The organism is Psychrobacter piechaudii (assembly GCF_900162825.1).
Taxonomy (GTDB): Bacteria; Pseudomonadota; Gammaproteobacteria; order Pseudomonadales; family Moraxellaceae; genus Psychrobacter; species Psychrobacter piechaudii.
Genome location: NZ_FUGE01000048.1, coordinates 1 through 23135 on the forward strand (window position 1 = coordinate 1; position 23135 = coordinate 23135).

The following is a 23135-nucleotide window of genomic DNA, read 5'->3' on the forward strand; positions in this document are numbered from 1 at the left end:
ATGATAGAGATATCAATGCTGCTAAGAACATCCTTGCGGTCGGGCTTGACCGTCTAGCTGTAGGAATCCCCTCGGTTTAGCGAGGGGAGGAGGTCAAATATAAATGTTGTTATATGAATGACTTTTTTAAACTGCCACTTATTTCAACTGCCCTAATAAAGCTAGTATTTAGAGTCTAAATCAGGAGCCAATAAGATAACTGTTGGCTCTTTTTTATTATTTTATTTCTATGGTTACTTGCAACAAAGACTGGGCTGCAAGGAGTACAAATTATGGATTATAAAGCGACCGCATTATTATTAAAAAATGCTATTGAAAATCAAAAATTTGACCAAGCCGTATATCAATTAAAGGATTTGCGCCCGATCGATATTGCCGACATATTGGTTTTATTAGATCCAGATATGTCGTGGAAATTACTAGAGAAGCTACCGGATAGGGCCACGGTCTTTTCTTATCTTGACCCAGAAGATCAAGTTGAAATGGCCTTCTTATTTCCGCGGGCCAGTCTTGCCAAACTGGTGGGCGAGATGCCATCGGATGAGCGAACCGACTTATATAAGTGTTTAGACCAAAATCAGCGTGATGCTTTATTACCAGCTTTGGCTCAAGCTGAGCGTGAAGACATCAGACGACTTTCTGCCTATGCTGAAAAAACAGCTGGGGCATTAATGACGTCGGACTATGCCACCTTAAAGGCACAAATGACGGTGGCTGAAGCTTTGGCTGCCTTAAGATTAGAAGCCCCTGATGCCGAGACCATTTATCATGCTTATGTCATCGATGAACAGCGCAAGCTACAAGGGGTTGTCTCGTTAAGAACGTTAATTTTGGCCTCACCCGATCAGTTGATTGGCGATATCATGCTGACCAAAGTGGTGGCAACCAATGTACATGAAGACCAAGAGGATGTGGCAAAGACCATTGCTCGTTATGACCTAATTGCGCTTCCTATTATTGACAATAACGGAGCGTTGGTCGGTATTGTTACCCATGATGACGCGATGGACGTAGCCAGTGATGAAGCAACAGATGACTTCCATAAGTCAGGGGGGGTTTCAAGTTTAGTGGGTAGCTTTAAAGACACCAGTATTCGAATATTATATCGTAAACGTGTGTTTTGGCTGGTTTTTCTAGTATTTGGTAACCTAATTTCAGGCGTGGGAATTGCTCACTTTGAGGACGTGATTGCTGCTAACCTGGTCTTAGTATTCTTCCTGCCTTTATTGGTAGATAGCGGCGGTAACGCGGGTTCTCAGTCTGCTACCTTAATGGTACGCGCCTTGGCGACTGGGGAGGTAGTCATGCGGGACTGGTTCTCATTATTAGGCCGTGAGGCAATGGTTGCTTTATTGCTAGGTATCACTATGGCCGCGGCGATTTCTATTATTGGTTATTTCCGTGGTGATGCGGTGGTCTCGTTAGTACTCGCCTTGAGTATGGTGTCTGTGGTCATGATTGGTTGTGTGATTGGGATGAGCTTGCCGTTTGTGCTAAACAAACTAGGCTTTGACCCTGCCAGCGCCAGTGCTCCTTTGATTACTTCAGTGTGTGATGCTTCAGGTGTGGCTATTTATCTGTTTATTGCTTCTAAGTTTTTAGTGTTGTAATAGCTCAAACTAACTAACAGCAAATAAGTAAGCTTGAGTCTCAGACTAAAGAAAAGGGTGATAGTCTTAAAGTCATTGTGGTTTTTTTCTGTCATAAATTGAGCTAAACTGATTTGTTATATCATAAGTTTACTTATTAGCAGACTATATTATAAAGGTGCATACTGGTACATACTAAAGTGAAGAACTTTAATAAACCCTACAGCTCAGGTTTTAATCACGAATGTACTGTAGCAGATAGTCGTGATAAGTTACTAAGGGGCAATAATGTTTGATTTTATAAAAAAAACGATTCAGAAAAATACCCTAAAAAATGAAGAGTCTCAGCAAACCGAAAAATTAGAAGCGGCGGCTAAAGAGGTAATGGCTAATTATCCGCAAGGCCGTGATAGAAATGAGTTAATTAAGTTTCAGCATCATGGGGATACGGTGACTTTAGATTTGCGTTTAGATGAAAAGGCAGATCCTGAAGAAGTACAAAGACAGCTTGGCCTAAAACTAAAGCCTTATGGCGTAGAAGAAGTTAACTTAAATATTACCCTGTTACCGAAAGCCACCGGAGTCGATACCATGTCTGATAAGAGTGCTATGCCTGTAAGCTCTACTAAAGGTGGCGCCAAGACTTTGCCAAAAACCATCGATGCTGCTGCAAAAAAATCTACAGACGCTGAGCCACCAATTACCAAACGTGCTCCAACTCAATCGAGCCTGCAGCCTCATCCCCGTATTAAGCATATTTTAGTAGTGGCCTCAGGCAAAGGGGGTGTGGGGAAATCTACCACCACGGTTAATATTGCTTTAGCACTACAAAAATTAGGGAATCGTGTTGGGGTATTGGACGCAGATATCTATGGCCCTTCTATGCCCAGTATGCTTGGGGTAGAAGGGGTGAAGCCTCAGTTAGAAAATGAGCAGTTTGTACCAGTAGAAGCTCATGGTCTAGCCATGTTATCTATTGGCAGCTTACTTGATGGCGATAACACTCCTGTGGCTTGGCGTGGTCCAAAAGCCACCGGAGCGCTGATGCAATTATTTAATCAGACCAACTGGCCAATGCTGGATTACTTGGTGATTGATATGCCACCGGGCACCGGGGATATCCAGTTAACATTGGCTCAGCGTATACCAGTCACAGGGGCAGTGATTGTCACCACCCCGCAGCATATTGCCCTAATGGATGCCCAAAAAGGCATTGAGATGTTCAATAAAACCAGCATCCCAGTGATAGGAGTGGTGGAGAATATGGCAATACATACTTGCTCAAACTGTGGCCATACAGAAGCCATATTTGGCGCAGGCGGTGGAGAGTCAATTGCCAAAGAATATCAAGTGCCATTATTAGGTCAACTTCCCCTAGCCAGTGATATCCGAGCTCAAGCCGACAAAGGTGTGCCTAGTGTTATTGCCAATGACGGGCAGGGCGATGACTATGCTCCGTTCTATCTGGATATTGCTACAAATATCGAAGCCAATATAGAGAAGTTTGCTAAGAAACGTGATGATGGTCGTATATTCTAATGACAAATAAAACTGCTTATGACTTGCCCTGTGTTGATAAGCTTATTCAGCAGGGTCAACCTCAATTTGGGGTGTTCTCCCAGATAAATCAAATAAATTATTTGGATTACCATAGCCATTTAATTTCACAAAAGCCTGTTGCTCAGTGGCGCAAACAACTAAAAGCCAATCAGTTTGCCTTTATTCAAATAGTACATGGACCTTATCGAATCTGCCTAGCAGTTGCTACGATTAAACTGGCGACGACGGCTTTTGCTTATATTTATCATGAAGAAAGCAAACAGTTTGAGATAGTTGAAGCGTTGCAGCCTTTGACTATAAATACTCAGTTTATCGGTGATCACCAAAACGGTGAGATGGTGTTTGAGCACGATAAACTAACGGTAAAAATGCACTTTTCACCAGAGTTTGTCAGTGTCAGATTAAATAGTGAAGCCTTTACCGTGGACGCCGACTTACAACGTGCTCAGCAGCCACTTGCCGTGTGCTCGCCATCGGGTAGACGAGGCTGGACCTTTACCCAAAAAGAACCTTTTATTTCCACTTCTGGCGAGTTAGTCCTACACAGTTCGTCCAAGCATTATACTAATAATGACAGTGATGGAGATAATAGCACTCTGAGTGGGCTTCAATTTGACTCCTCAACTCGTGCCAATTTAGATTGGACCTTAGGCTTTATGCGCCACGAGACCAACTGGTTTTGGAGCTGTATTAATACCCAGCTTGAAGAGGGTCGCGACTTTATGCTCAATTTGTCTATGGGCGTTAATGAAACTGGGGTTAGTGAAAATGCTTGCTGGCTAGACGGTAAGATCTATCACTTACCACCAGTAATGTTCCGAAGAGACAATCTAGATGGTGAAAAGAGCACTGCTTGGAGCATAAGCCATCAAAATCTTGGCTGGAGTAAGGTCGATATTGAGTTGACCTTTACCCCGATCAAAGTCTATAAGAAAACGGACAACTATGCTTTAGTAGCCAGTATCTTTGAGCAGTGGATAGGCTATTATTCAGGCCACATTAAGCTTGCAGATGATGAAGTGATAGTTTTAAACCAAGTGATGGGCCTAGCAGAAGATCTTTTTGCTAAATGGTAAAGGGCAGATGCAGCCAAGCCAATCACGATAAAAAATATAAGCAAGTATAAGCTAGTAGGGGTTGTTTACATTTTTAATGAGGGAATACTGCACAGTATTAGCACAAAGTTGTTAATGAGCGTAAAATAGCCCCACTAAATGATCTGATTCGACAGCACAATCAATAATGCGGCTGTAAATAAAAAGTTGAATCTTATATAATTGAACTTTTTTTATAAATATCTTATTTTAAATTAGTAGTTTTAAATCAATAGCTTGAGGGTGTAAAATGTCAATTAAATCTGACCGCTGGATTCGTAGAATGGCTGAAGAACATGGCATGATTGAGCCATATGAACCAGGCCAAGTCCGCTTTAATGAAGCTGGCGATAAGCTGGTCAGTTATGGTACTTCTAGCTATGGCTATGATGTGCGCTGTGCCCGTGAGTTTAAAGTTTTTACCAATGTGCATTCAGCCATAGTAGACCCAAAAAACTTTGATGAAAATAGCTTTATCGACATCGTTGGCGATGAATGTATCATTCCTCCCAACTCTTTTGCTTTAGCACGTACAGTAGAATATTTTAGAATTCCCCGTGATGTTTTAACTATTTGCTTAGGTAAATCTACTTACGCTCGCTGTGGTATAATCGTCAACGTTACCCCGCTTGAGCCTGAGTGGGAAGGTCACGTTACTTTAGAATTTAGTAACACCACTACTTTGCCAGCCCGTATTTACGCCGGTGAAGGCGTGGCACAAATGCTATTTTTCCAAAGTGATGCGGATGACGTTTGTGAAACCAGTTATAAAGACCGTGGGGGTAAATACCAAGGTCAGGTAGGGGTCACTCTACCTCGCACGTAGTTGTTAGCGGTGATTTAAAAACTAGCTGTGATGTCTGATAAATTATTTAATAATTAATGGTTTACTGAAAGGTGTTGCCTTAAAAAGCCATAAATATCAATGCATGTAAAGGGGAATCTTATTTTGAAGTCTGACCCTCTCATTCAGTATTAAATTGGCATTTATAGTTTAAAAAAAGTATAGTAGCACCTTAATTTTACCAGCCGATGTATCCTATATATAACTGCTCTTATCCTATGAGTAAATTAAGAGCTTCAAAGGATATGTGCCAGTAAGGAGATATACAAATGAGTTCCGCCTTTAATTGGTCAGCATTAGCCTTCATTTTGGCAGCTATTGGTTTGGTTGTATTCATGCTGGTAGTACCCCGTTTATTAGGCGGACGCTCGCAAGGTACAGAAAAAGAAGAAGTATTTGAATCGGGTGTTGTCGGAGCTGGCAATGCCCGAATTCGTATGTCTGCAAAATTCTATCTTGTGGCGATCTTCTTTGTTATTTTCGATTTAGAAGCTTTATACCTGTATGCTTATTCGGTATCCGTTAGAGAACTGGGCTGGATAGGCTTTACCACTGCTGCAGTATTTATTGGTATTTTATTTGTTGGTCTAGTTTACGAGCTTAAATTAGGAGCAATGAACTGGGCACCTTCAGATAAACGCCGTAAAAAAGAGCGCTTAACCCAGGCTCCTGCAGGTTTTGATCTGGCCAGTATCACGCAGTTTAATGGTATTCATGAGTTACATACCGACCCCACAGGCAAAGTGCCTGCCCAATCTTCTGGTCAAGTTAACGTCTCTAATGACATTGAAGCCAATAAACATCACTTAGCTAATATCGACCGCATCAACGTGACTGGTAATGTCACTACGGTTGATTTCAGTAAAGCTTCTGCTCCTTCATCATCTACTAAATCGTCTTCTTAAGGGTTATATCATGAAATATACGCTAACCCGTGCAAATCCTGACGCCGATACTTATCCAGCGCAGACACGTCAAACCGTTACAGATCCTCTTGAGGAAGAAGTAAACCGTAACGTGTTTATGGGTAAGCTTGAGGATATGGTGCATGCCTCAGCCAACTGGGGACGCAAACACTCACTTTGGCCCTTTAACTTTGGTACGTCATGCTGCTACGTTGAATATGCAACGACTTTAACAGCCGTACATGACTTATCACGCTTCGGTGCTGAGGTTATTCGTGCTTCTCCTCGTCAGGCTGACGTGATGATTGTGGCTGGGACTTGTTTCGTGAAGATGGCCCCAGTTATTCAACGTCTATACGAACAAATGCTTGAGCCAAAATGGGTGATCTCAATGGGGTCATGTGCTAACTCAGGTGGTATGTACGACATTTATTCAGTGGTACAAGGCGTGGATAAAATTATTCCAGTCGATGTTTATGTACCTGGCTGTCCTCCTCGCCCTGAAGCCCTAATTCAAGGTTTGATGCTATTACAAGATTCTATTACCAAAGAACGCCGTCCATTAGGCGCTTACGTAAATGAGAAAGGAATCTATCAGCCACAGATGCTTCCTGAGCGTGATCGCAAACAAGCCGATCGTATCGCGGTGAAAAATTTACGTAGCCCGGACAGCATTTAAAACTAGGCTTATCAATTTTTTGTTGACAGCCAGTTTTATTGATAGTCAGTAAAGTTAGAGCTAGACAGTTAGTTAGAATTAGACAGTTAAAAGGGTTTTGTGCCCGAGGTACAGAGCCCAGCATAAAAATATTCACCCTTCCGTATTCGCAATAATTGCAATGACTCTGAGGTAAGCGGTAACCATGGTAACGGATAATAGCAACGCGACTAATAATAGCGCCAATCCAAATATGACACAGCATCCTGTGCTGCGTGAACTTGGACAAAAATTTGCGGGTAAATTTACAGAGCAATTTACTTTTGATGGCATTCCTACCATTTGGGTTGCACGAAGTGATTTACTTGAAATCCTAATGTTCTTACGCACCCTGCCTAAGCCTTATGTGATGTTGCTAGACTTATCTGCAATGGATGAGCGTTTGCGTAAACATCGTGATGGGTTGCCTGCCAGTGACTTTACGGTCTTTTACCACTTAATGTCTCTTGAGCGTAACAGTGATATCCGAGTTAAAGTAGCCTTATCAGAAGACGATCTTAATGTCCCAACCGCCACTAAGATTTGGCCCAATGCCAATTGGTATGAGCGTGAAGTGTGGGATATGTTCGGTATTGTCTTTGAAGGGCATCCACATTTAACCCGTATTTTATTACCTAAATACTGGGAAGGTCATCCGCTACGTAAAGAGTATCATGCGCGTGCCACAGAGTTTACCCCTTACTTCTTAAACGCTGCTAAGCAACAGTTTGAGCAAGAAAACCTGCGCTTTGTCCCTGAAGAGTGGGGCATGAAACGTAGTGGTCGTGATGAAGACTTTATGTTCTTGAACTTAGGGCCTAACCACCCTTCCGCCCACGGTGCATTCCGTTTGGTGCTTCAGCTTGATGGGGAAGAAATCATCGACTGTATCCCAGATATTGGTTATCACCACCGCGGTGCTGAGAAAATGGCAGAGCGTCAAACATGGCACTCTTACATTCCTTATACCGACCGTATCGATTACCTAGGCGGGGTAATGAATGAGCTGCCTTATGTCATGGCAGTTGAACAATTGGCTGGCATAACGGTACCAGAACGTGCTCAAACCATCCGCGTGATGATGAGTGAGTTCTTCCGTATTACCAATAACCTATTGTATTTCGGTACCTTTATTCAAGATGCGGGTGGTATGACCCCAGTATTCTATATGTTTACCGATCGCCAAAAAGCTTACGATGTGATTGAAGCAGTGACCGGCTATCGTATGCACCCAGCTTGGTTCCGTATTGGCGGTACAGCGGCTGACTTACCTCGTGGTTGGCAACGTTTGGTGCGTGAGTTCTTAGATTGGATGCCAAAGCGCTTAGACGAGTATGTCAAAGCGACTATGGAAAACTCAGTATTAAAAGGCCGTACCCAAAACGTAGCTCAGTATGATGCCAAACAGGCTCTAGCTTGGGGTGTAACTGGAGCAGGTCTACGTGCCACAGGCGTTGAATTCGATTTGCGTAAAGCACGTCCTTATATGGGGTATGAAAACTTTGATTTTGAAATCCCAGTAGGCTATAACGGCGACGCTTATGACCGCTGTATGGTTAAGATTGAAGAAATTCGCCAGTCATTACGCATTATTAGACAGTGTATGGATAACATGCCATCAGGTCCTTATAAAGCTGATCACCCACTGGCTGTACCGCCACCAAAAGACCGTACTTTAAATGATATCGAGACCCTAATTAACCACTTTATCTCGGTGTCATGGGGTCCGGTAATGCCTGCTGGTGAAGCCTCAATGATGGTAGAAGCGACCAAAGGTATTAACAGTTACTACATTACCTCAGATCGCTCAACCATGAGTTATCGTACCCGTATTCGCACCCCAACATTTGCTCATTTACAGCAAATGCCTTCTGTGATTAACGGCAGTTTGGTATCAGACGCGATTATTTATTTAGCCTCAATTGATATTGTGATGGCCGATACGGATAGATAGCAGTACAGACAGATAAAAGATAGCGGATAGTTTTCAATTTTCTAATATATCAAGCCAGCAGGTCAGACAGTAGGCCTAGCTAGCAGTTAAAGAGAAAATAATACAATGATTAAGATTGTGACCGATAAAACCCCAACCGTAGATGTTGCCAGCATCTTGACTGCTCAAGAGATTGAGGGAATTAATGAGTACATTCATCATTATCCTCAAGCTCGAGCGGCCTCTTTAGATGCGCTAAAGCTGGTACAGAAGCGTAATGGTTGGGTAGATGATGCTCAAGTGAATGCTATTGCCAATTTACTTGATGTACCAGTAACTGATATTGAAGGGGTAGCCACCTTCTTCAACCGTATTTATCGCTCACCAGTAGGTCGCCATGTTATCTTGGTTTGTGATTCTATTGCTTGTTATTTGACCGGTTATGAAGAGCTGGCTGCTGAGCTAAAGTCACAGCTAGGTATCGAATTTGGTCAAACCACAGCGGATGGCCGTTTTACGCTACTGCCAATCTGCTGTTTGGGTAACTGCGATAAAGGCCCTTCTGTGTTAATTGATGAAGATACTTTTGGTCCGGTTACACCCGATCAGGTTGCCGAGTTATTGGAGTATTATCCATGAGTCAGAATGAACAAGTATTAGCTACCGAGACACCAAGACTAAGCATTGCGGAACAGTTTGCCCGTCGTAAGCAAGGTCAAGCGCCGAGCCAATTAAACAATCAGCGTGTGCCTATTTATGGTGACAAAGCTACCGCGACCATTGAGACTAAACCGTTAACTTGGCGTTTGGCCCATCATGACGCTATTTTAGATTTAGAAACTTATCAATCATTGCGTGGCTTCGAAGGGCTAAAAACCGCTTTAAACAAAGCCCCAAAAGAAGTCGGCGATATGATTAAAGCCGCCAACGTGCGTGGTCGTGGTGGTGCAGGCTTTAACGCCGGTCTTAAGTGGTCATTCATGACCCCGCCAGATGGGGGACCGCGTTACCTAATTTGTAACGCTGATGAAATGGAGCCAGGTACCTTTAAAGACCGCTTGCTTATGGAGCGTCTGCCATTTCAGCTAATCGAAGGTATGCTCATTACTGCTCATGCTATTGGGGCAACGGATGGCTATATCTTTATCCGTGGCGAGTACATCGTTGCTGCTGAGCGTTTAATGGCAGCCATTGATGAGTGTTTGGCCAATAACTTATTGGGCGATAACATTTTAGGCTCAGAGTTTGGTTTTAATTTACACGTGCATACTGGGGTAGGGCGTTATATCTGTGGTGAAGAGACTGCATTGATTAACTGTCTTGAAGGCCGCCGTGCCAACCCACGTACTAAACCGCCTTTCCCACAGGTTTCAGGGGCTTGGGGTCGTCCAACTGTTGTTAACAACGTTGAAACCTTAAGCAACATGCCGGCCATTTTGATTAATGGGGTTGAGTGGTATCAATCACTACCAAATGAAAAAGGCAACAGTACTACGCCAGGAACAAAAATCTTTGGTTGTTCAGGTCTAGTCAATGATCCTGGTCTTTGGGAGCTGCCATTTGGCTATACCGCCCGTGAAATTATTGAAGACTTTGCTGGGGGCATGAAGCAGGGCAAGCGTCTAAAAGCTTGGTTACCTGGTGGGGCTTCTACCGACTTCTTAACCACAGATCATTTAGATCTACCTATGGACTTTGATAGTATCCAAAAGGCGGGTAGCCGTATGGGTACCGGTCTAATTATGGTAGTTGATGAGTCACAAGACATGGTGCCCTTACTGAAAAACTTGGAGATATTCTTCCAACGTGAGTCTTGCGGGTTTTGTACCCCTTGTCGTGACGGTTTACCTTGGGGCGTGAAACTATTGACTGCCATTGATGATGGTCAGGGTCAAGTGGGTGATGTTGAAAAATTAGAAGGCTTAACCCGTGATTTATGGTTAGGTAAGACTTTCTGTGCGCACGCACCTGGGGCTATGGAGCCATTAATGAGTGCGCTGAAATATTTCCGTCATGAATTTGACAGCAAAATCGTGGTGCCAGCCGTCGAAGTAGACGCTGAGACCTCGGAGTGGGCTGAGTCGGAAATCAAAAAAGTAATGTCATCTATGGGAAGCGGCAGTCCTGCGGCATCGTCTAACTCAGGCGCAGATACCGGTAGCAATGTTAATTCGGATACAACAGCAGGCGCAGAAGCCGGGAATAAGACCCCAACTTCTAGCCCTAGTGATGTGAAGTAGAGGAGTAGAAACAGGCATGGCGGTCATACATATTGACGGTAAGCAGGTCGAGGTAAACGGGGCAGACAACCTATTAGAAGCGTGTTTGTCACTGGGTATCGATGTGCCTTATTTCTGCTATCACCCTGCACTCGGTTCAGTCGGCTCATGCCGTCAGTGCGCGGTAAAGCAGTTTAACAATGCAGAAGATGCAGCAGCAGGTAAAGGGCGATTGGTCATGTCATGCATGGTAGCACCTACCGATGACATGTACATATCAGTCGATGATGCTGAGGCCAAAGCATTTCGAAAATCTATTGTAGAATTCTTAATGACCAACCACCCTCACGACTGTCCAACGTGTGAAGAGGGCGGTCACTGTCATCTACAAGACATGACCTATATGTCAGGTCATAATAAGCGTCGTTATCGCTTCACTAAGCGGACTCACCATAACCAGGAATTAGGTCCTTTTATCGCCCATGAGATGAACCGCTGTATTGCGTGTTATCGCTGTGTGCGCTATTACAAAGACTATGCAGGTGGTGAAGATTTAGGCGTTTATGCCTCAAATAACCGAGTTTATTTTGGTCGTGATAAAGACGGTCAACTTGAAAGTGAATTCTCTGGTAACTTAACCGAAGTGTGCCCAACCGGGGTATTCACCGATAAGACACATTCAGACCGCTATAATCGTAAATGGGACATGCAGTATGCTCCAAGCATTTGTCATGGCTGTTCTGCGGGCTGTAATATTTCAGCGGGTGAGCGCTATGGCGAGCTTCGTCGTATCGAAAACCGTTATAACGGCGAAGTAAACCGTTATTTCTTATGTGACTTAGGCCGCTTTAGCTATGGTTATGTCAATCGTGAGGATCGTCCGGTTCAAGCCATTGAGCATATTAATGATAAGCATGTCAAAATCAATGTTGACTATGCCTTAGATGAAACTGTTAAGCGTTTAACTGGTAAGAAGGTTATTGGTATTGGATCACCCAGAGCCAGCTTAGAGACCAACTTTGCACTAAAAAAACTGGTTGGGTTTGAAAACTTTTCAACTGGTTTAAACAGCCACCAACAAAGTTTGGTTGAGAAATGTATTGAGGTGTTAACTACTCAAGGCATTTATAACCCAACTATGGCTGAAATTGAAGAGTATGACGCGTTATTTATTTTGGGTGAAGATGTTACTCAAACCAGTCCACGTATCGCTTTGGCAATTCGTCAAGCGGCAAAAAATAAAAAAATCAAAATGGCTGAAGCGCTAAGAACAGAATCTTGGTTAGCAGAGCCAGTGCAGCGTATTGGTCAAAAAGAATTAAGCCCAGTTTACATTGTAGATACGGTTCAAACCAAATTAGATGACATCAGTAAAGTCAGCTGTGTGGCAACACCAGAAGACATTGCCAGCTTAGGCTTTGCAGTCGCCGATGCCATTAAGAGTTTAGGTAATGACCTTGAGCAAATTAAGCAAGCCTCACCGCAAGAGCAGCAAGCGGATGCTATGCAAGAATTGGCTCAGCAAATTGCGTTAGATTTGGTGACAGCTGATAAACCCTTAGTGGTCTCAGGTACCGGTCAGTTCAGCGTAGCCATCATTGAAGCCTCTGCTCAAATTGCCCAAGCTTTGACCGACAAACGTGACCAGATTAAAGCTTATGAGCTGGAGCAAATCGAAGTTCATAATGCTAAAGTGCGTGCCCAACAGGCTGAGCAGCAGCCCAGCGAAGATCAAGAGCTTGATGCTAAGCCAGATCAAGCGGGTCAATCAAAAGCTGCTGATAACTTAGAGCGTCAGCCAAACCAAGCGCCTTTAGAATTAAAGCAAGCTAATGAAAAATACAGCAAGCAAGCGGGCCTATACTTAAGCGTGCGCAATGCAAATAGCTTTGGGGTTTGCTTATTAGGCGGTAAGTCAGTTGAAGAGTTATTAGCAACAGATTTTGATGCGGTTATTGTGGCAGAAAACCAACTAACGGATGCCCTAGATATTGATAAGTTAGCTGAGCTATTAAGCGACAAAACGGTTATTGCTTTAGATCATCAAAATCTACATTGGCATAAATTCGTTGATATTGTGTTGCCAGCATCAAGCTTCGCGGAAGCAGATGGTACTTTGATTTCTGCCGAAGGCCGTGCTCAGCGCTTCTTCCAAGTCTATGATCCCAGCTATTACGATCATAAAAACTGTATTAAAGAAGGCTGGCGCTGGCTACATGCCGTTGAAACCAGTCTAAATCAGTTACCCCTTGATTGGACTCAATTGGATGATGTTATTAACGAGTTGATTAAGACTCATCCTAATTTAGAAGGCATTAAGCAGGCAGCACCGGATTCAGACTTCCGTATTTCAGGTCTAAAAATTGCACGTGAACCAAGACGTTACTCAGGCCGTACCGCTATGCGCGCTAATATCTCAGTGCATGAACCTATGCAGCCAAAAGATATTGATACCGGCTTAACTTTCTCGATGGAAGGGTATAGTGGTACCCAGACTCCTGGCTCGATGATTCCTTTTGCTCAAGCTCCGGGTTGGAACTCACCACAAGCTTGGAATAAGTACCAAGACAAAGTGGGCGGTAGCCTAAAACAGGGGGATTCAGGTATTCGTCTATTTGATTTGATGGATGAAACCAAAAAACGCGCAAAACGCGAATATATTCGTCCAGAATTGGCTCAGCCTGTTAAGACCAGTATTTTCCAAGGTCAGGCCAAGTTGGTTCCAGTCCATAATATCTATGGCAGCTCTGCTATGGCACATAGAAGCCCAGTAATTGCAGAACAAATGCAGCAGCCTTCATTCTATATTGGGGCAGAAGATGCTGAGCACTGGCAAGTAAGTAATAACGACTGGCTGGCCATCACCGTAGAGGGTCAGCGTGTTGAGTTGCCAGTCACTATCGTAGCTTATCTTGCAGAAGGCTGTATTGGCTATCCAGTCGGTCAAGTGCCGATTTTACATGGTCACTTACCAGCCTCTGTGCTAAAAATTGATCCACCAAAAACGTCAACAGTAATAAGTAACAAACCACAGTTAGAGGGTCAGGGAGGTTAATATGGAATCTATTCGAATCATCCCTGAGGTGCCAGGCTTTCTAAGTCAAAGCTTATCGGTAGACGCTTGGAATACTTTATTCCTAGTGGGGCAAGCTCTGGTTATCTTCCTAGTCGTGGTTATTGTCGCTGCATTAATGATTGTTTATGAGCGTCGTATGCTGGCCTTATGGCAAGACCGTTATGGTCCAAACCGAGTAGGGCCTTGGGGCTCATTACAGCTTATCGCAGATATGTTAAAAATCTTCTTTAAAGAAGATTGGACACCCAAGTTTGCTGATAAGTTTATATTCATCCTAGCACCAGCGATTGCTATGTTCACAGCCCTGGTGTCATTTGCCATTATTCCAATCTCTCCTACCTTAGGGGTTGCAGATTGGAATATCGGTATCTTATTCTTCTTTGCCATGGCCGGTATGGCAGTCTACGCGGTAATGTTCGGCGGTTGGGCCTCTGAAAACAAATATTCTTTATTAGGCGGCCTTCGCTCTGCAGCACAAACCATCAGTTATGAAGTGTTCTTAGGTTTATCTCTAATGGGTGTTGTGGCCATGACAGGCTCTTTTAACCTACGTGATATTGTAGAGGCACAAACAGGCGGCTTTTGGCACTGGAACATCTTCCCACAGTTTTTAGGGTTCTTGACCTTCGTAGTGGCGGGTGTTGCGGTAACACACCGTCATCCTTTTGACCAACCAGAAGCAGAACAAGAATTGGCCGAAGGTTATCATGTCGAATATTCAGGCATGAAGTTCGGTATGTTCTTTATCGGTGAGTATGTCAACGTTGTGCTTATCTCAGCGTTAATGACTTGTCTGTTCTTTGGCGGTTGGGATGCCCCTCTAAATTTAGGCTTTACCATTTTACCTCCTGCCTTCTGGTTTATGATTAAGACCTTATTCTTCATGACCATGTTCGTCTTAGCACGCGGCTCATTAATGCGTCCAAGATATGACCAGGTGATGAACTTCGGTTGGAAAGTGTGTCTGCCGGTGACCTTAATTAACTTATTAATTACCGCAGCATTAATCTTAATTTCGGCTGCTTAAGGTAACTGAAAGCACAAAAAGCAAGACTGCAAATTTGAGAAAATTATAGTTAAGTTAGACTTGGTTCGATAATAAATACTGAGTTTTTGAATCTTCTATTTATTAGGTTAGATGGGGCCAGTTAAAACGCTTTAGCGGCCTTATCACTGATAAGCAATTAGAGAAGTTAACATGTTTAAAACGTTGAAAAATACAGTCGTGGGCATGTTTACCATTGTGCGTTCTATGTGGATGGTTAACAGTCATGCGTTTAGACCTCGAGATACGATATTGTATCCTGAACAGCCTGTTCCTGTGCCGCCACGTTTCAGGGGCCGTATCGTCCTAACCCGTGATCCAGATGGCGACGAGCGCTGTGTGGCGTGTAACTTGTGTGCAGTAGCTTGCCCTGTGGCTTGTATCTCATTACAAAAAGCTGAGCGTGAAGATGGGCGCTGGTATCCTGAGTTTTTCCGTATTAACTTCTCGCGCTGTATCTTTTGTGGTATGTGCGAAGAAGCTTGTCCAACGACAGCCATTCAGCTAACTCCAGATTTCGAGTTAGGAGAATATGTGCGCCAAAACTTAGTATACGAAAAAGAACACCTGTTAATCTCAGGTCCAGGTAAATATCCTGACTATAACTATTACCGTGTTAGCGGTATGGCGATTAAAGACAAACCAAAAGGTGCTGCCCAAAATGAGGCTCAACCTGTCGATTTAAGGAGTCTATTGCCATGAGTTGGCTACACTGGTTTGACAATACTGCATTGGTAGGATTCTATGCCTTAGGCTTGGTGGCAATTATTGCCAGCTTGCGAGTCATTATGCTCGCTAATCCTGTTCATGCCATTCTTTCTATGATTGTGACTTTACTTGCTTTGGCAGGTATCTTTTTTATTATCGGTGCCCCTTTTGCCGGAGCGTTACAGGTTATTGTATACGCTGGGGCAATCTTAGTACTGTTCGTCTTCGTCATTATGATGTTGAACTTAGGGACTAAGAATGATGCTCGTGAAAGCAAGTGGTTGGCCTCAAATGTTTGGGCCGTGCCTACCGCATTAACTTTTGTTATCGCTGTGGTTTTGGTTTATATGCTGTCCTTAGGCAACGGTATTTCTACCGCAGAGGGTACAGTAGCGACTGCCACAATAGGCGCAGCAACTGTCTCTGCTAAGCAAGTCGGTATCGCTCTATTTACTGAATACCTACTTTTAGTAGAAGTAGCAGCCTTATTGTTATTGGCTGCTCTGGTTGCCGCTTACCACTTGGGTAAAAGAGCGCTGGATGATGAAAATGAAAGCCACACCAGCCGTAATTCAGCGCCAAGAGGTCACAGCGATGAGGTGTATGACTATCAACCTATTGATGCCAAAGACTTCATAGACAATCATAATCAATATAATGTTAGATCTAACCTGCACAATAAGGAGGATAGTTAATGGCAACTGCAACCTCTGAAACAGCGCATAGCCTTGAAGGCGCAGCTGTGAATACTGCCAATCCAGATACAGCTTCAGTTCAGTCGCTGCAAATGAAATCTGTCGAAATGGTGCAGGGTACCCCAAATAATACGGTAGTAGAAAACTCTATTTTGGGCCCAATTCCTATGGAGCATGGTCTAATATTGGCGGGCATTATTTTTGCCATTGGTTTATGCGGGGTTATGGTTCGTCGTAACTTCTTATTTATGCTAATGAGCTTAGAGATTATGATGAGTGCCGCCGGACTTGCTTTTATTGTCGCCGGCAGTCATTGGTTAAGTGCTGATGGTCAAGTTATGTTTATCTTTATCTTAACCTTAGCAGCAGCTGAAGCGTCATTAGGCTTGGCTATTCTATTACAGTTCTACCATCGCCGTGGTCACCTAGACATTGATTCGGCTAATGAGATGAGAGGTTAATGAGATGAGTTTATTAGCGTTAACCTTTATTTTTCCTGCCATCAGCTTTCTGATTTTAGCGGCAATGCGTGATAAATTATCAGAAACTGCCGCAAAATGGTTGGGCGTAGGTAGCATGGGCTTATCTGCCTTATGTGCTCTAATTGCTTCAGTAAGCTATTTACAAGCCAATGATCCCAGTACCGTTATCAACATTCCATTATGGACCTGGTTACAGGTTGGCGACTTTGCCCCTGCTTTCGGTCTAAGCTTTGATGGTTTGGCCTTAACCATGTTAGGCGTAATTACCGGTGTGGGCTTCTTAATTCACCTATTTGCTTCATGGTATATGAAAGGTGATGTTGGCTTTGCTCGCTTCTTTAGCTACATGAACCTGTTCGTTGCCAGCATGATTTTGTTGGTATTGGCGGACAACTTACTGCTTCTTTATTTAGGCTGGGAAGGGGTAGGTATTTGTTCTTATTTGCTAATTGGCTTTTATTATCAAAACAGAGCCAATGGCCGTGCAGCAATGAAAGCCTTTACGGTTACTCGTATCGGTGACGTATTTTTAGCCTTTGGTCTGTTCTTATTGTTCCGTGAGTTCGGCACTTTAAATATTCAAGATATTATTACCCAAGCGCCGCAAATGTTTGAGGCCAACAATTCTACCTTAGTGTTGGCAACCATGATGTTAGTCGGTGGTGCGATGGGTAAATCTGCACAGATTCCTTTACACAGTTGGCTTGCCGATGCGATGGCAGGTCCAACCCCTGTTTCTGCGTTAATTCACGCCGCGACCATGGTAACAGCCGGGGTTTATCTAATTGCCCGTTTACACCCACTGTTTATATTAACCCCAGGCATTTTATTGTACTGGGTAGGTGCTGTGGGTGCTATTACTCTAGTTGTGGCTGGCTTCTGTGCTTTAGCACAAACCGATATCAAACGTATCTTAGCGTATTCGACCATGAGCCAAATTGGTTACATGTTCTTAGCGTTAGGGGTTGGGGCTTGGCAAGGCGCTATCTTCCACTTAATGACGCACGCTTTCTTTAAAGCTTTATTGTTCTTATCTGCCGGTGCGGTTATTACTGCTGTGCATCATGAACAAAACATCTTTAAGATGGGTGGTCTGCGTAAGAAGATTCCATTGGTATTCTGGTGCTTTATCGTAGGTGGGGGTGCATTAGCAGCCATTCCTTGGGTAACTGTAGGTTTCTATTCTAAAGAAGCTATTCTTTGGGAAAGCTATGCAACCGGCCATCAAGTCCTATTCTACATGGGTGTGTTTGGGGCGTTCCTAACCTCACTTTATACTTTCCGTATGATTTGGTTTACTTTCTTCGGCGAAGAAAAAACTGAAGCTCACAAACTATCAGGTATCTCTTATCAATTACCGCTAGTGGTATTGCTGGTATTATCTACCGCAGTGGGTGCTTTAATTACGCCACCTCTACAAGGTGTACTGCCTGAAAGTGTTGGCCATTTATTAGAGTTAAATGGTGAGGCTCATGCCAAACATACAGCAGAATTTATTGCCATGGGCGCTATGGCCTCAGGCCTAATCTTAGCCTTGCTACTTTATGTGGCCAACAACGGTAAATTGTTGGCTAAGTTTAAAGCCTCAAGTTTAGGCGGTGCTATTTATTACTGGTGCCATAATGGTCTAGGCTTTGATGCCTTATATGATTTAGTGTTCGTAAAACCATTTTTATTAATTGGTAAAATGCTTAAAGCAGACCCAGTCGATAAGACATGGAACATCCTACCTGCAATTGCTTCAGCGGGTAACAAAGTGATGGCCATGACTCAGACAGGTTCGCTTCGAGGATATGCCGCAAGCTTTGGATTGGGGATGGCAGTGTTATTGATACTAGTCATGACGACGGTGATTTAAGATGACAGAATTTCAATTAGCTTGGATGTTGCCAGCATTAATTGCGACCCCGTTCATCGCGGGTACGCTGTGCTGGTTAGTAGAGAAAATTAATAATCGTCTGCCACGCTGGATCGCCTTGATCGGTATGATCATCACCTTTGTCCTAACGCTAGTCTTATGGCGTGAAGGTGCCTTCGCGGGTATGAGTGAGCAAGTGCTGGCGCCAACGGCTAAGCTGCCTTGGTTTGCTGAATTTAGTGTGCCTTGGATTGAGTCCTTTGGCATCAGCTTCCATTTAGCCTTAGATGGTATGTCACTGTTAATGGTCTCACTCACAGCTTTCCTAGGTATTATGGCGGTAGGCTGTTCATGGGGTGAGATTCAGCGCCGTGTCGGTTTCTTCCATCTTAACTTACTATGGAGTTTGGGTGGGGTGATCGGGGTTTTCTTAGCCATCGACTTATTCTTATTCTTCTTCTTCTGGGAGATGATGTTAGTTCCCATCTACTTCCTAATTGCCATCTGGGGTCATAACGCCACCAATGGTAAGACCAAAGAGTACGCGGCGACTAAGTTCTTCATTTACACTCAGGCTTCAGGTCTGATTATGTTGATTGGTATTTTATTGCTAGTCATCATGAATTACCGTACTTCAGGTATCTTTAGCTTCAACTACAATGATTTATTAGGCATACAGTTGGGCGGTTGGGAATACCCAATCATGCTGTGCTTCTTCATTGGTTTTGCAGTTAAGTTACCTATCATGCCATTTCATGGCTGGTTACCGGATGCCCACGCTCAAGCACCCACTGCAGGTTCGGTTGACTTGGCAGGTATCTTAATTAAAACCGCTGCCTATGGTTTGATTCGTTTCGTACTGCCTTTATTCCCAGCAGCCTCACAAGAGTTTGCCCCAATTGCCATTACTTTAGGAGCCATCGGTATCTTCTATGGTGCTTGGTTGGCGTTTATGCAAACTGACATTAAGCGTCTATTGGCGTATACCAGTATTTCGCACATGGGCTTTGTGGTATTGGCCATCTATGCAGGTACCCTAATCAGTCTGCAAGGTCTTATGGTTCAGATGTTGGCTCACGGCTTATCGTCAGCGGCTCTGTTCATTATGGCCGGTCAATTATACGAGCGCATGCATACTCGTGAATTACCATTGATGGGTGGTATGTGGGGTCAGTTCCGCTACTACGCTCCGTTCTTAATGTTCTTCTGTGCAGCTTTATTAGGTATCCCAGGTACCGGTAACTTTATTGGTGAAATCTTAATCCTATTAGGTTCTTTTGAAAAATACCCAGTATTTGTAGTAATCGCTACATTCAGCTTGGTATGGGCAGGATTGTATTCATTAATTCTTATTTACCGTGCTTTATTTGGGGAGGAGACTGTGCCTAAGTATGCAGCAGCAACAGTAGCCACTAACAGCGTTAATTCTGTTGAGTTAGAAAAAGCTACCGTACAGCCTGCTAATGCTACTTTAGCCGTCAATGAAAATAACACGACACATATGATCAATCACAGCTATGAAGGTGAAGAGTCACACGATAAGCCTATCAATCTACATGATTTGAATAAGCGCGAATTGACGTTATTGCTTATCTTAGCCATTGGATTGGTGTGGTTAGGCTTATATCCACAAACCGTGCTAGATACTTCAAGCCATGCTATGCAGTGGATCAATAATGCTTATACTTATCACGAAGTTGTTAATTTTGAAGCTGTAGAGTCAATACAGTCAGCAGTTGCCGCAGCGGAGGTACGTTAATGAATAATCTTCTAGCAAATGCTTGGCCTGTATTGTTACCTTTCGCCCCAGTAATTATTGTCGCCGTGACCTTATTGGTAGTGATGATTGCCATTGCATTTAAGCGCTCACACTTCTTAACGGGGACATTAGCGGTTGTGGGATTAAACGTTGGTTTAATCACTTTAATCGGTCAGATAATGGGCTGGTTTGCGGTTCCTAAGCAAGTGATTGTCAGTGGTATGTTTATTATTGACCCCTTTGCTCAGTTCAACATGGTGTTTATTTTCTTAGCGTCACTGGCTTGTTGTACTTTAGCGTATCCTTACTTTAAGACTTTTAAAGATCATAAAGAAGAGTTGTACCTATTATTGCTATTATCGACAGTTGGTGCCTTGCTAATGGTATCGGCGCACAACTTAGCTTCATTCTTTATGAGCCTTGAGCTATTATCTGTGCCTTTATACGGTATGTTGGCTTATGCCTTTATGCGCGATCGCTCACTAGAGTCTGGTTTAAAGTATTTGGTACTGTCTGCCACCGCTTCAGCAACCTTGCTAATGGGTATGGCCTTTATTTATGCCTCAACAGGTACCTTAGAGTTCAAAGGTATTGCACAGGCATTAGGTAACGTCTTTGAGTCGCCATTGATGATTGTTGGCGCCGCAATGATGACCTTTGGTATTGCGTTTAAACTGTCTGCAGCCCCGTTTCATATCTGGACGCCAGATGTGTATCAAGGCGCACCTGCACCGGTAGCCACTTATCTAGCTTCAGTTACCAAAGTTGCCATGATGGCGTTGGCGATTAGATTTATGTTGGATAGTGCAGTATTGGCCTTACCAGCAGTAAATACCTTACTGGTTGTCATCGCTACCTTATCTATCTTATTTGGTAACTTATTGGCATTACGTCAAACCAACTTAAAGCGTCTATTGGGTTATTCCTCCATTGCGCATATGGGTTATGTGTTGGTCGTGGCCGTAAGTATCGGTCCAGGCGCTTACTCAATCACCAATATGTACATGGCGATGTATGCTTTAACGTCACTGGGTCTATTTGGGGTCATTACCCTAATGTCTAGTACTTATAAAGATGCCGGTGAAGCTGCGGAGCTTTATCATTATCAAGGTCTATTCTGGCGTCGTCCAGTATTGACTGGGGTGATGACAGTGATGTTGCTGTCTATGGCAGGTATTCCATTAACCGCAGGCTTTATCACTAAGTTCTTCGCTATCGTCGCAGCAGTAGATGGCAGAGAGTGGTTCTTAGGCGCTATGATTGTTGTGGGTAGTGCCATTGGTCTATTCTATTACTTACGTGTGATGCTAACGCTGTTTAAGCGTCCGACGAAGACGATTGAGTTTGATGCGTTAAGTGACTGGGGTATCCAGGCCGGTGGTCTAATGGTTATTCTAGTGACCTTGATAGTCTTGTATGTGGGTGTGTTGCCTAATGAGTTTATCACTTGGGCCACTCAATCGATTATCTGGTAGATCTAGGCCAAATATAAATAGAGCGTAGTGTGCTCTAGATGAGTTAAATAGCTTGATATGGTATGCTTGTAGGGCGAAATGCTCTACAAGCATTTTTTTTATACATATTAATAATTAACTTATAAAAAGTAGAAACTATGACTGATAAATCAGATAACATTCAAAAAGTTGAAGTACTGAGCAAGAAGACTTGGACTCCTAACTTATTTAGCTTTACAGTCACTCGCCCTGACAGCTTCAAATTCACAGCAGGTCAATGGGTGCGTCTGGGTGTCAACCCAAGTCAGTTAAAGCATCATGTGGATAACAACACTCAGGATGTTCCTGATGAAGACATTTACCGAGCCTATTCAATAGTATCTTCTCCCTATGATGAGACTTTAGAGTTCTTCTCTATCGTGATACCGGATGGGGCGTTCACTTCACAGCTACAGCACTTACAAGTGGGTGATGAATTATTATTAAATACCATCCCATTTGGCTTCTTAACCTTGACGCGCTATCAAGCGCCTTTACCAAAAGATCTATGGCTATTGGCGACGGGCACTGGTTTAGCGCCTTTCTTGTCTATGCTTCAAGATTTGAAGACATGGGAAGATTATGAGCACATCGTATTGGCTTACAGTGCCCGTAATCAAGCTGAATTGGCGTATGTTGAGCTGATTAAAACGTTAGAAGAAGATTTTGGTGGATTAGTGACTTCTCCTGCAAAATTTACGTTTATCCCAATCGTAACTCGTGAAGAGGTAGAGGGGGCATTAGATAAGCGCCTACCAGAGCTATTAATAAGCGGTAAGCTAGAACAGGTGGCTGGTGAGAAACTAACAAAGGAACATTCTCATGTGATGGTGTGCGGCAACCCGGATATGGTGGAAGATACCAAAGAGACTTTAAAAGATATGGGTCTGGAAATGAACCGTCGTGGTGAAGGCAATATTGCGGTTGAGAATTACTGGTAAAATCCGGTTAGCTTGCTCTTTAATTACCCGTCTAATTAAAATAGAAATGCCCATTAATTTTAATGGGCATTTTTTATCACCAGTCGCCGTAAAACCACCCACTTCAGGGCATAGGTATCTACACAACTTAAAAAGAGCAAAAAAGAATGATAGAATCTTCCAGTATGGCATAGATAAAATGGAGCTAGATACGAGGCTCATCAAACGATATCAACAACTCGTACACAATCACACTCA

General features: G+C 43.5%; 19 protein-coding genes and 1 pseudogene. All 20 read left to right on the plus strand.

Features of this window, described 5'->3' with window-relative positions; all coding sequences use genetic code 11:
• Positions 1–80, plus strand: a pseudogene (locus A1019T_RS13515) (RNA-guided endonuclease TnpB family protein); the annotation flags it as partial.
• Between the two features lie 192 nt (positions 81–272).
• Positions 273–1610 (plus strand): magnesium transporter, encoded by a 1338-nt coding sequence (gene mgtE / locus A1019T_RS01425; protein ID WP_077450095.1) that lies wholly within the window; start codon positions 273–275, stop codon positions 1608–1610.
• A 267-nt stretch (positions 1611–1877) separates the two neighbouring features.
• A complete protein-coding gene (gene apbC / locus A1019T_RS01430; protein WP_077450096.1) occupies positions 1878–3128 on the plus strand; it encodes an iron-sulfur cluster carrier protein ApbC in 1251 nt (416 codons plus the stop codon).
• The gene (locus A1019T_RS01435; RefSeq protein WP_077450097.1) at positions 3128–4225 is read left to right on the plus strand and encodes a DUF2804 domain-containing protein; all 1098 of its coding nucleotides are present in this window, start codon (positions 3128–3130) and stop codon (positions 4223–4225) included. The genes apbC and A1019T_RS01435 overlap by 1 nt, the downstream gene beginning before the upstream one ends.
• 268 nt (positions 4226–4493) lie before the next feature.
• A complete protein-coding gene (gene dcd / locus A1019T_RS01440; protein WP_077450098.1) occupies positions 4494–5069 on the plus strand; it encodes a dCTP deaminase in 576 nt (191 codons plus the stop codon).
• A 287-nt stretch (positions 5070–5356) separates the two neighbouring features.
• Positions 5357–5992 carry an NADH-quinone oxidoreductase subunit A gene (locus A1019T_RS01445; protein ID WP_077450099.1) on the plus strand — a complete coding sequence of 212 codons (636 nt, stop codon included), beginning with the start codon at positions 5357–5359 and terminating at the stop codon, positions 5990–5992.
• Between the two features lie 10 nt (positions 5993–6002).
• Complete coding sequence (locus A1019T_RS01450; protein ID WP_077450100.1) at positions 6003–6671, plus strand: NuoB/complex I 20 kDa subunit family protein; 669 nt, start codon at positions 6003–6005, stop codon at positions 6669–6671.
• 184 nt (positions 6672–6855) lie between these two features.
• Positions 6856–8643: an NADH-quinone oxidoreductase subunit C/D gene (gene nuoC, locus A1019T_RS01455; RefSeq protein WP_077450101.1), complete on the plus strand. Its 1788-nt coding sequence runs from the start codon at positions 6856–6858 to the stop codon at positions 8641–8643.
• Positions 8644–8751: 108 nt separating this feature from the next.
• Positions 8752–9261 carry an NADH-quinone oxidoreductase subunit NuoE gene (gene nuoE / locus A1019T_RS01460; protein ID WP_028858113.1) on the plus strand — a complete coding sequence of 170 codons (510 nt, stop codon included), beginning with the start codon at positions 8752–8754 and terminating at the stop codon, positions 9259–9261.
• Positions 9258–10862: an NADH-quinone oxidoreductase subunit NuoF gene (nuoF, locus tag A1019T_RS01465; RefSeq protein WP_077450103.1), complete on the plus strand. Its 1605-nt coding sequence runs from the start codon at positions 9258–9260 to the stop codon at positions 10860–10862. Before nuoE ends, nuoF begins: the two co-directional genes overlap by 4 nt.
• Positions 10863–10878: 16 nt before the next feature.
• Complete coding sequence (gene nuoG / locus A1019T_RS01470) at positions 10879–13896, plus strand: NADH-quinone oxidoreductase subunit NuoG (protein WP_077450104.1); 3018 nt, start codon at positions 10879–10881, stop codon at positions 13894–13896.
• 1 nt (position 13897) lies between these two features.
• Positions 13898–14944 (plus strand): NADH-quinone oxidoreductase subunit NuoH, encoded by a 1047-nt coding sequence (gene nuoH / locus A1019T_RS01475; RefSeq protein WP_077450105.1) that lies wholly within the window; start codon positions 13898–13900, stop codon positions 14942–14944.
• Positions 14945–15115: 171 nt separating this feature from the next.
• The gene (nuoI, locus tag A1019T_RS01480; protein WP_011960909.1) at positions 15116–15664 is read left to right on the plus strand and encodes an NADH-quinone oxidoreductase subunit NuoI; all 549 of its coding nucleotides are present in this window, start codon (positions 15116–15118) and stop codon (positions 15662–15664) included.
• A complete protein-coding gene (gene nuoJ / locus A1019T_RS01485) occupies positions 15661–16365 on the plus strand; it encodes an NADH-quinone oxidoreductase subunit J (protein ID WP_077450106.1) in 705 nt (234 codons plus the stop codon). The genes nuoI and nuoJ overlap by 4 nt, the downstream gene beginning before the upstream one ends.
• Before the next feature lie 152 nt (positions 16366–16517).
• Positions 16518–16826, plus strand: coding sequence for an NADH-quinone oxidoreductase subunit NuoK (gene nuoK / locus A1019T_RS01490; RefSeq protein ID WP_077450111.1), 309 nt, complete (start codon positions 16518–16520; stop codon positions 16824–16826).
• 4 nt (positions 16827–16830) lie between these two features.
• Positions 16831–18705 carry an NADH-quinone oxidoreductase subunit L gene (nuoL, locus tag A1019T_RS01495; RefSeq protein ID WP_077450107.1) on the plus strand — a complete coding sequence of 625 codons (1875 nt, stop codon included), beginning with the start codon at positions 16831–16833 and terminating at the stop codon, positions 18703–18705.
• Between the two features lies 1 nt (position 18706).
• Positions 18707–20464, plus strand: a complete 1758-nt coding sequence (gene nuoM / locus A1019T_RS01500) for an NADH-quinone oxidoreductase subunit M (protein WP_077450108.1) — start codon at positions 18707–18709, stop codon at positions 20462–20464.
• Positions 20464–21939 carry an NADH-quinone oxidoreductase subunit NuoN gene (gene nuoN / locus A1019T_RS01505; RefSeq protein WP_077450109.1) on the plus strand — a complete coding sequence of 492 codons (1476 nt, stop codon included), beginning with the start codon at positions 20464–20466 and terminating at the stop codon, positions 21937–21939. Before nuoM ends, nuoN begins: the two co-directional genes overlap by 1 nt.
• Before the next feature lie 137 nt (positions 21940–22076).
• The gene (locus A1019T_RS01510; RefSeq protein ID WP_077450110.1) at positions 22077–22898 is read left to right on the plus strand and encodes a ferredoxin--NADP reductase; all 822 of its coding nucleotides are present in this window, start codon (positions 22077–22079) and stop codon (positions 22896–22898) included.
• A 46-nt stretch (positions 22899–22944) separates the two neighbouring features.
• On the plus strand, positions 22945–23135 hold a 191-nt coding region (locus tag A1019T_RS13365; RefSeq protein ID WP_208608009.1), incomplete at its 3' end, for a hypothetical protein.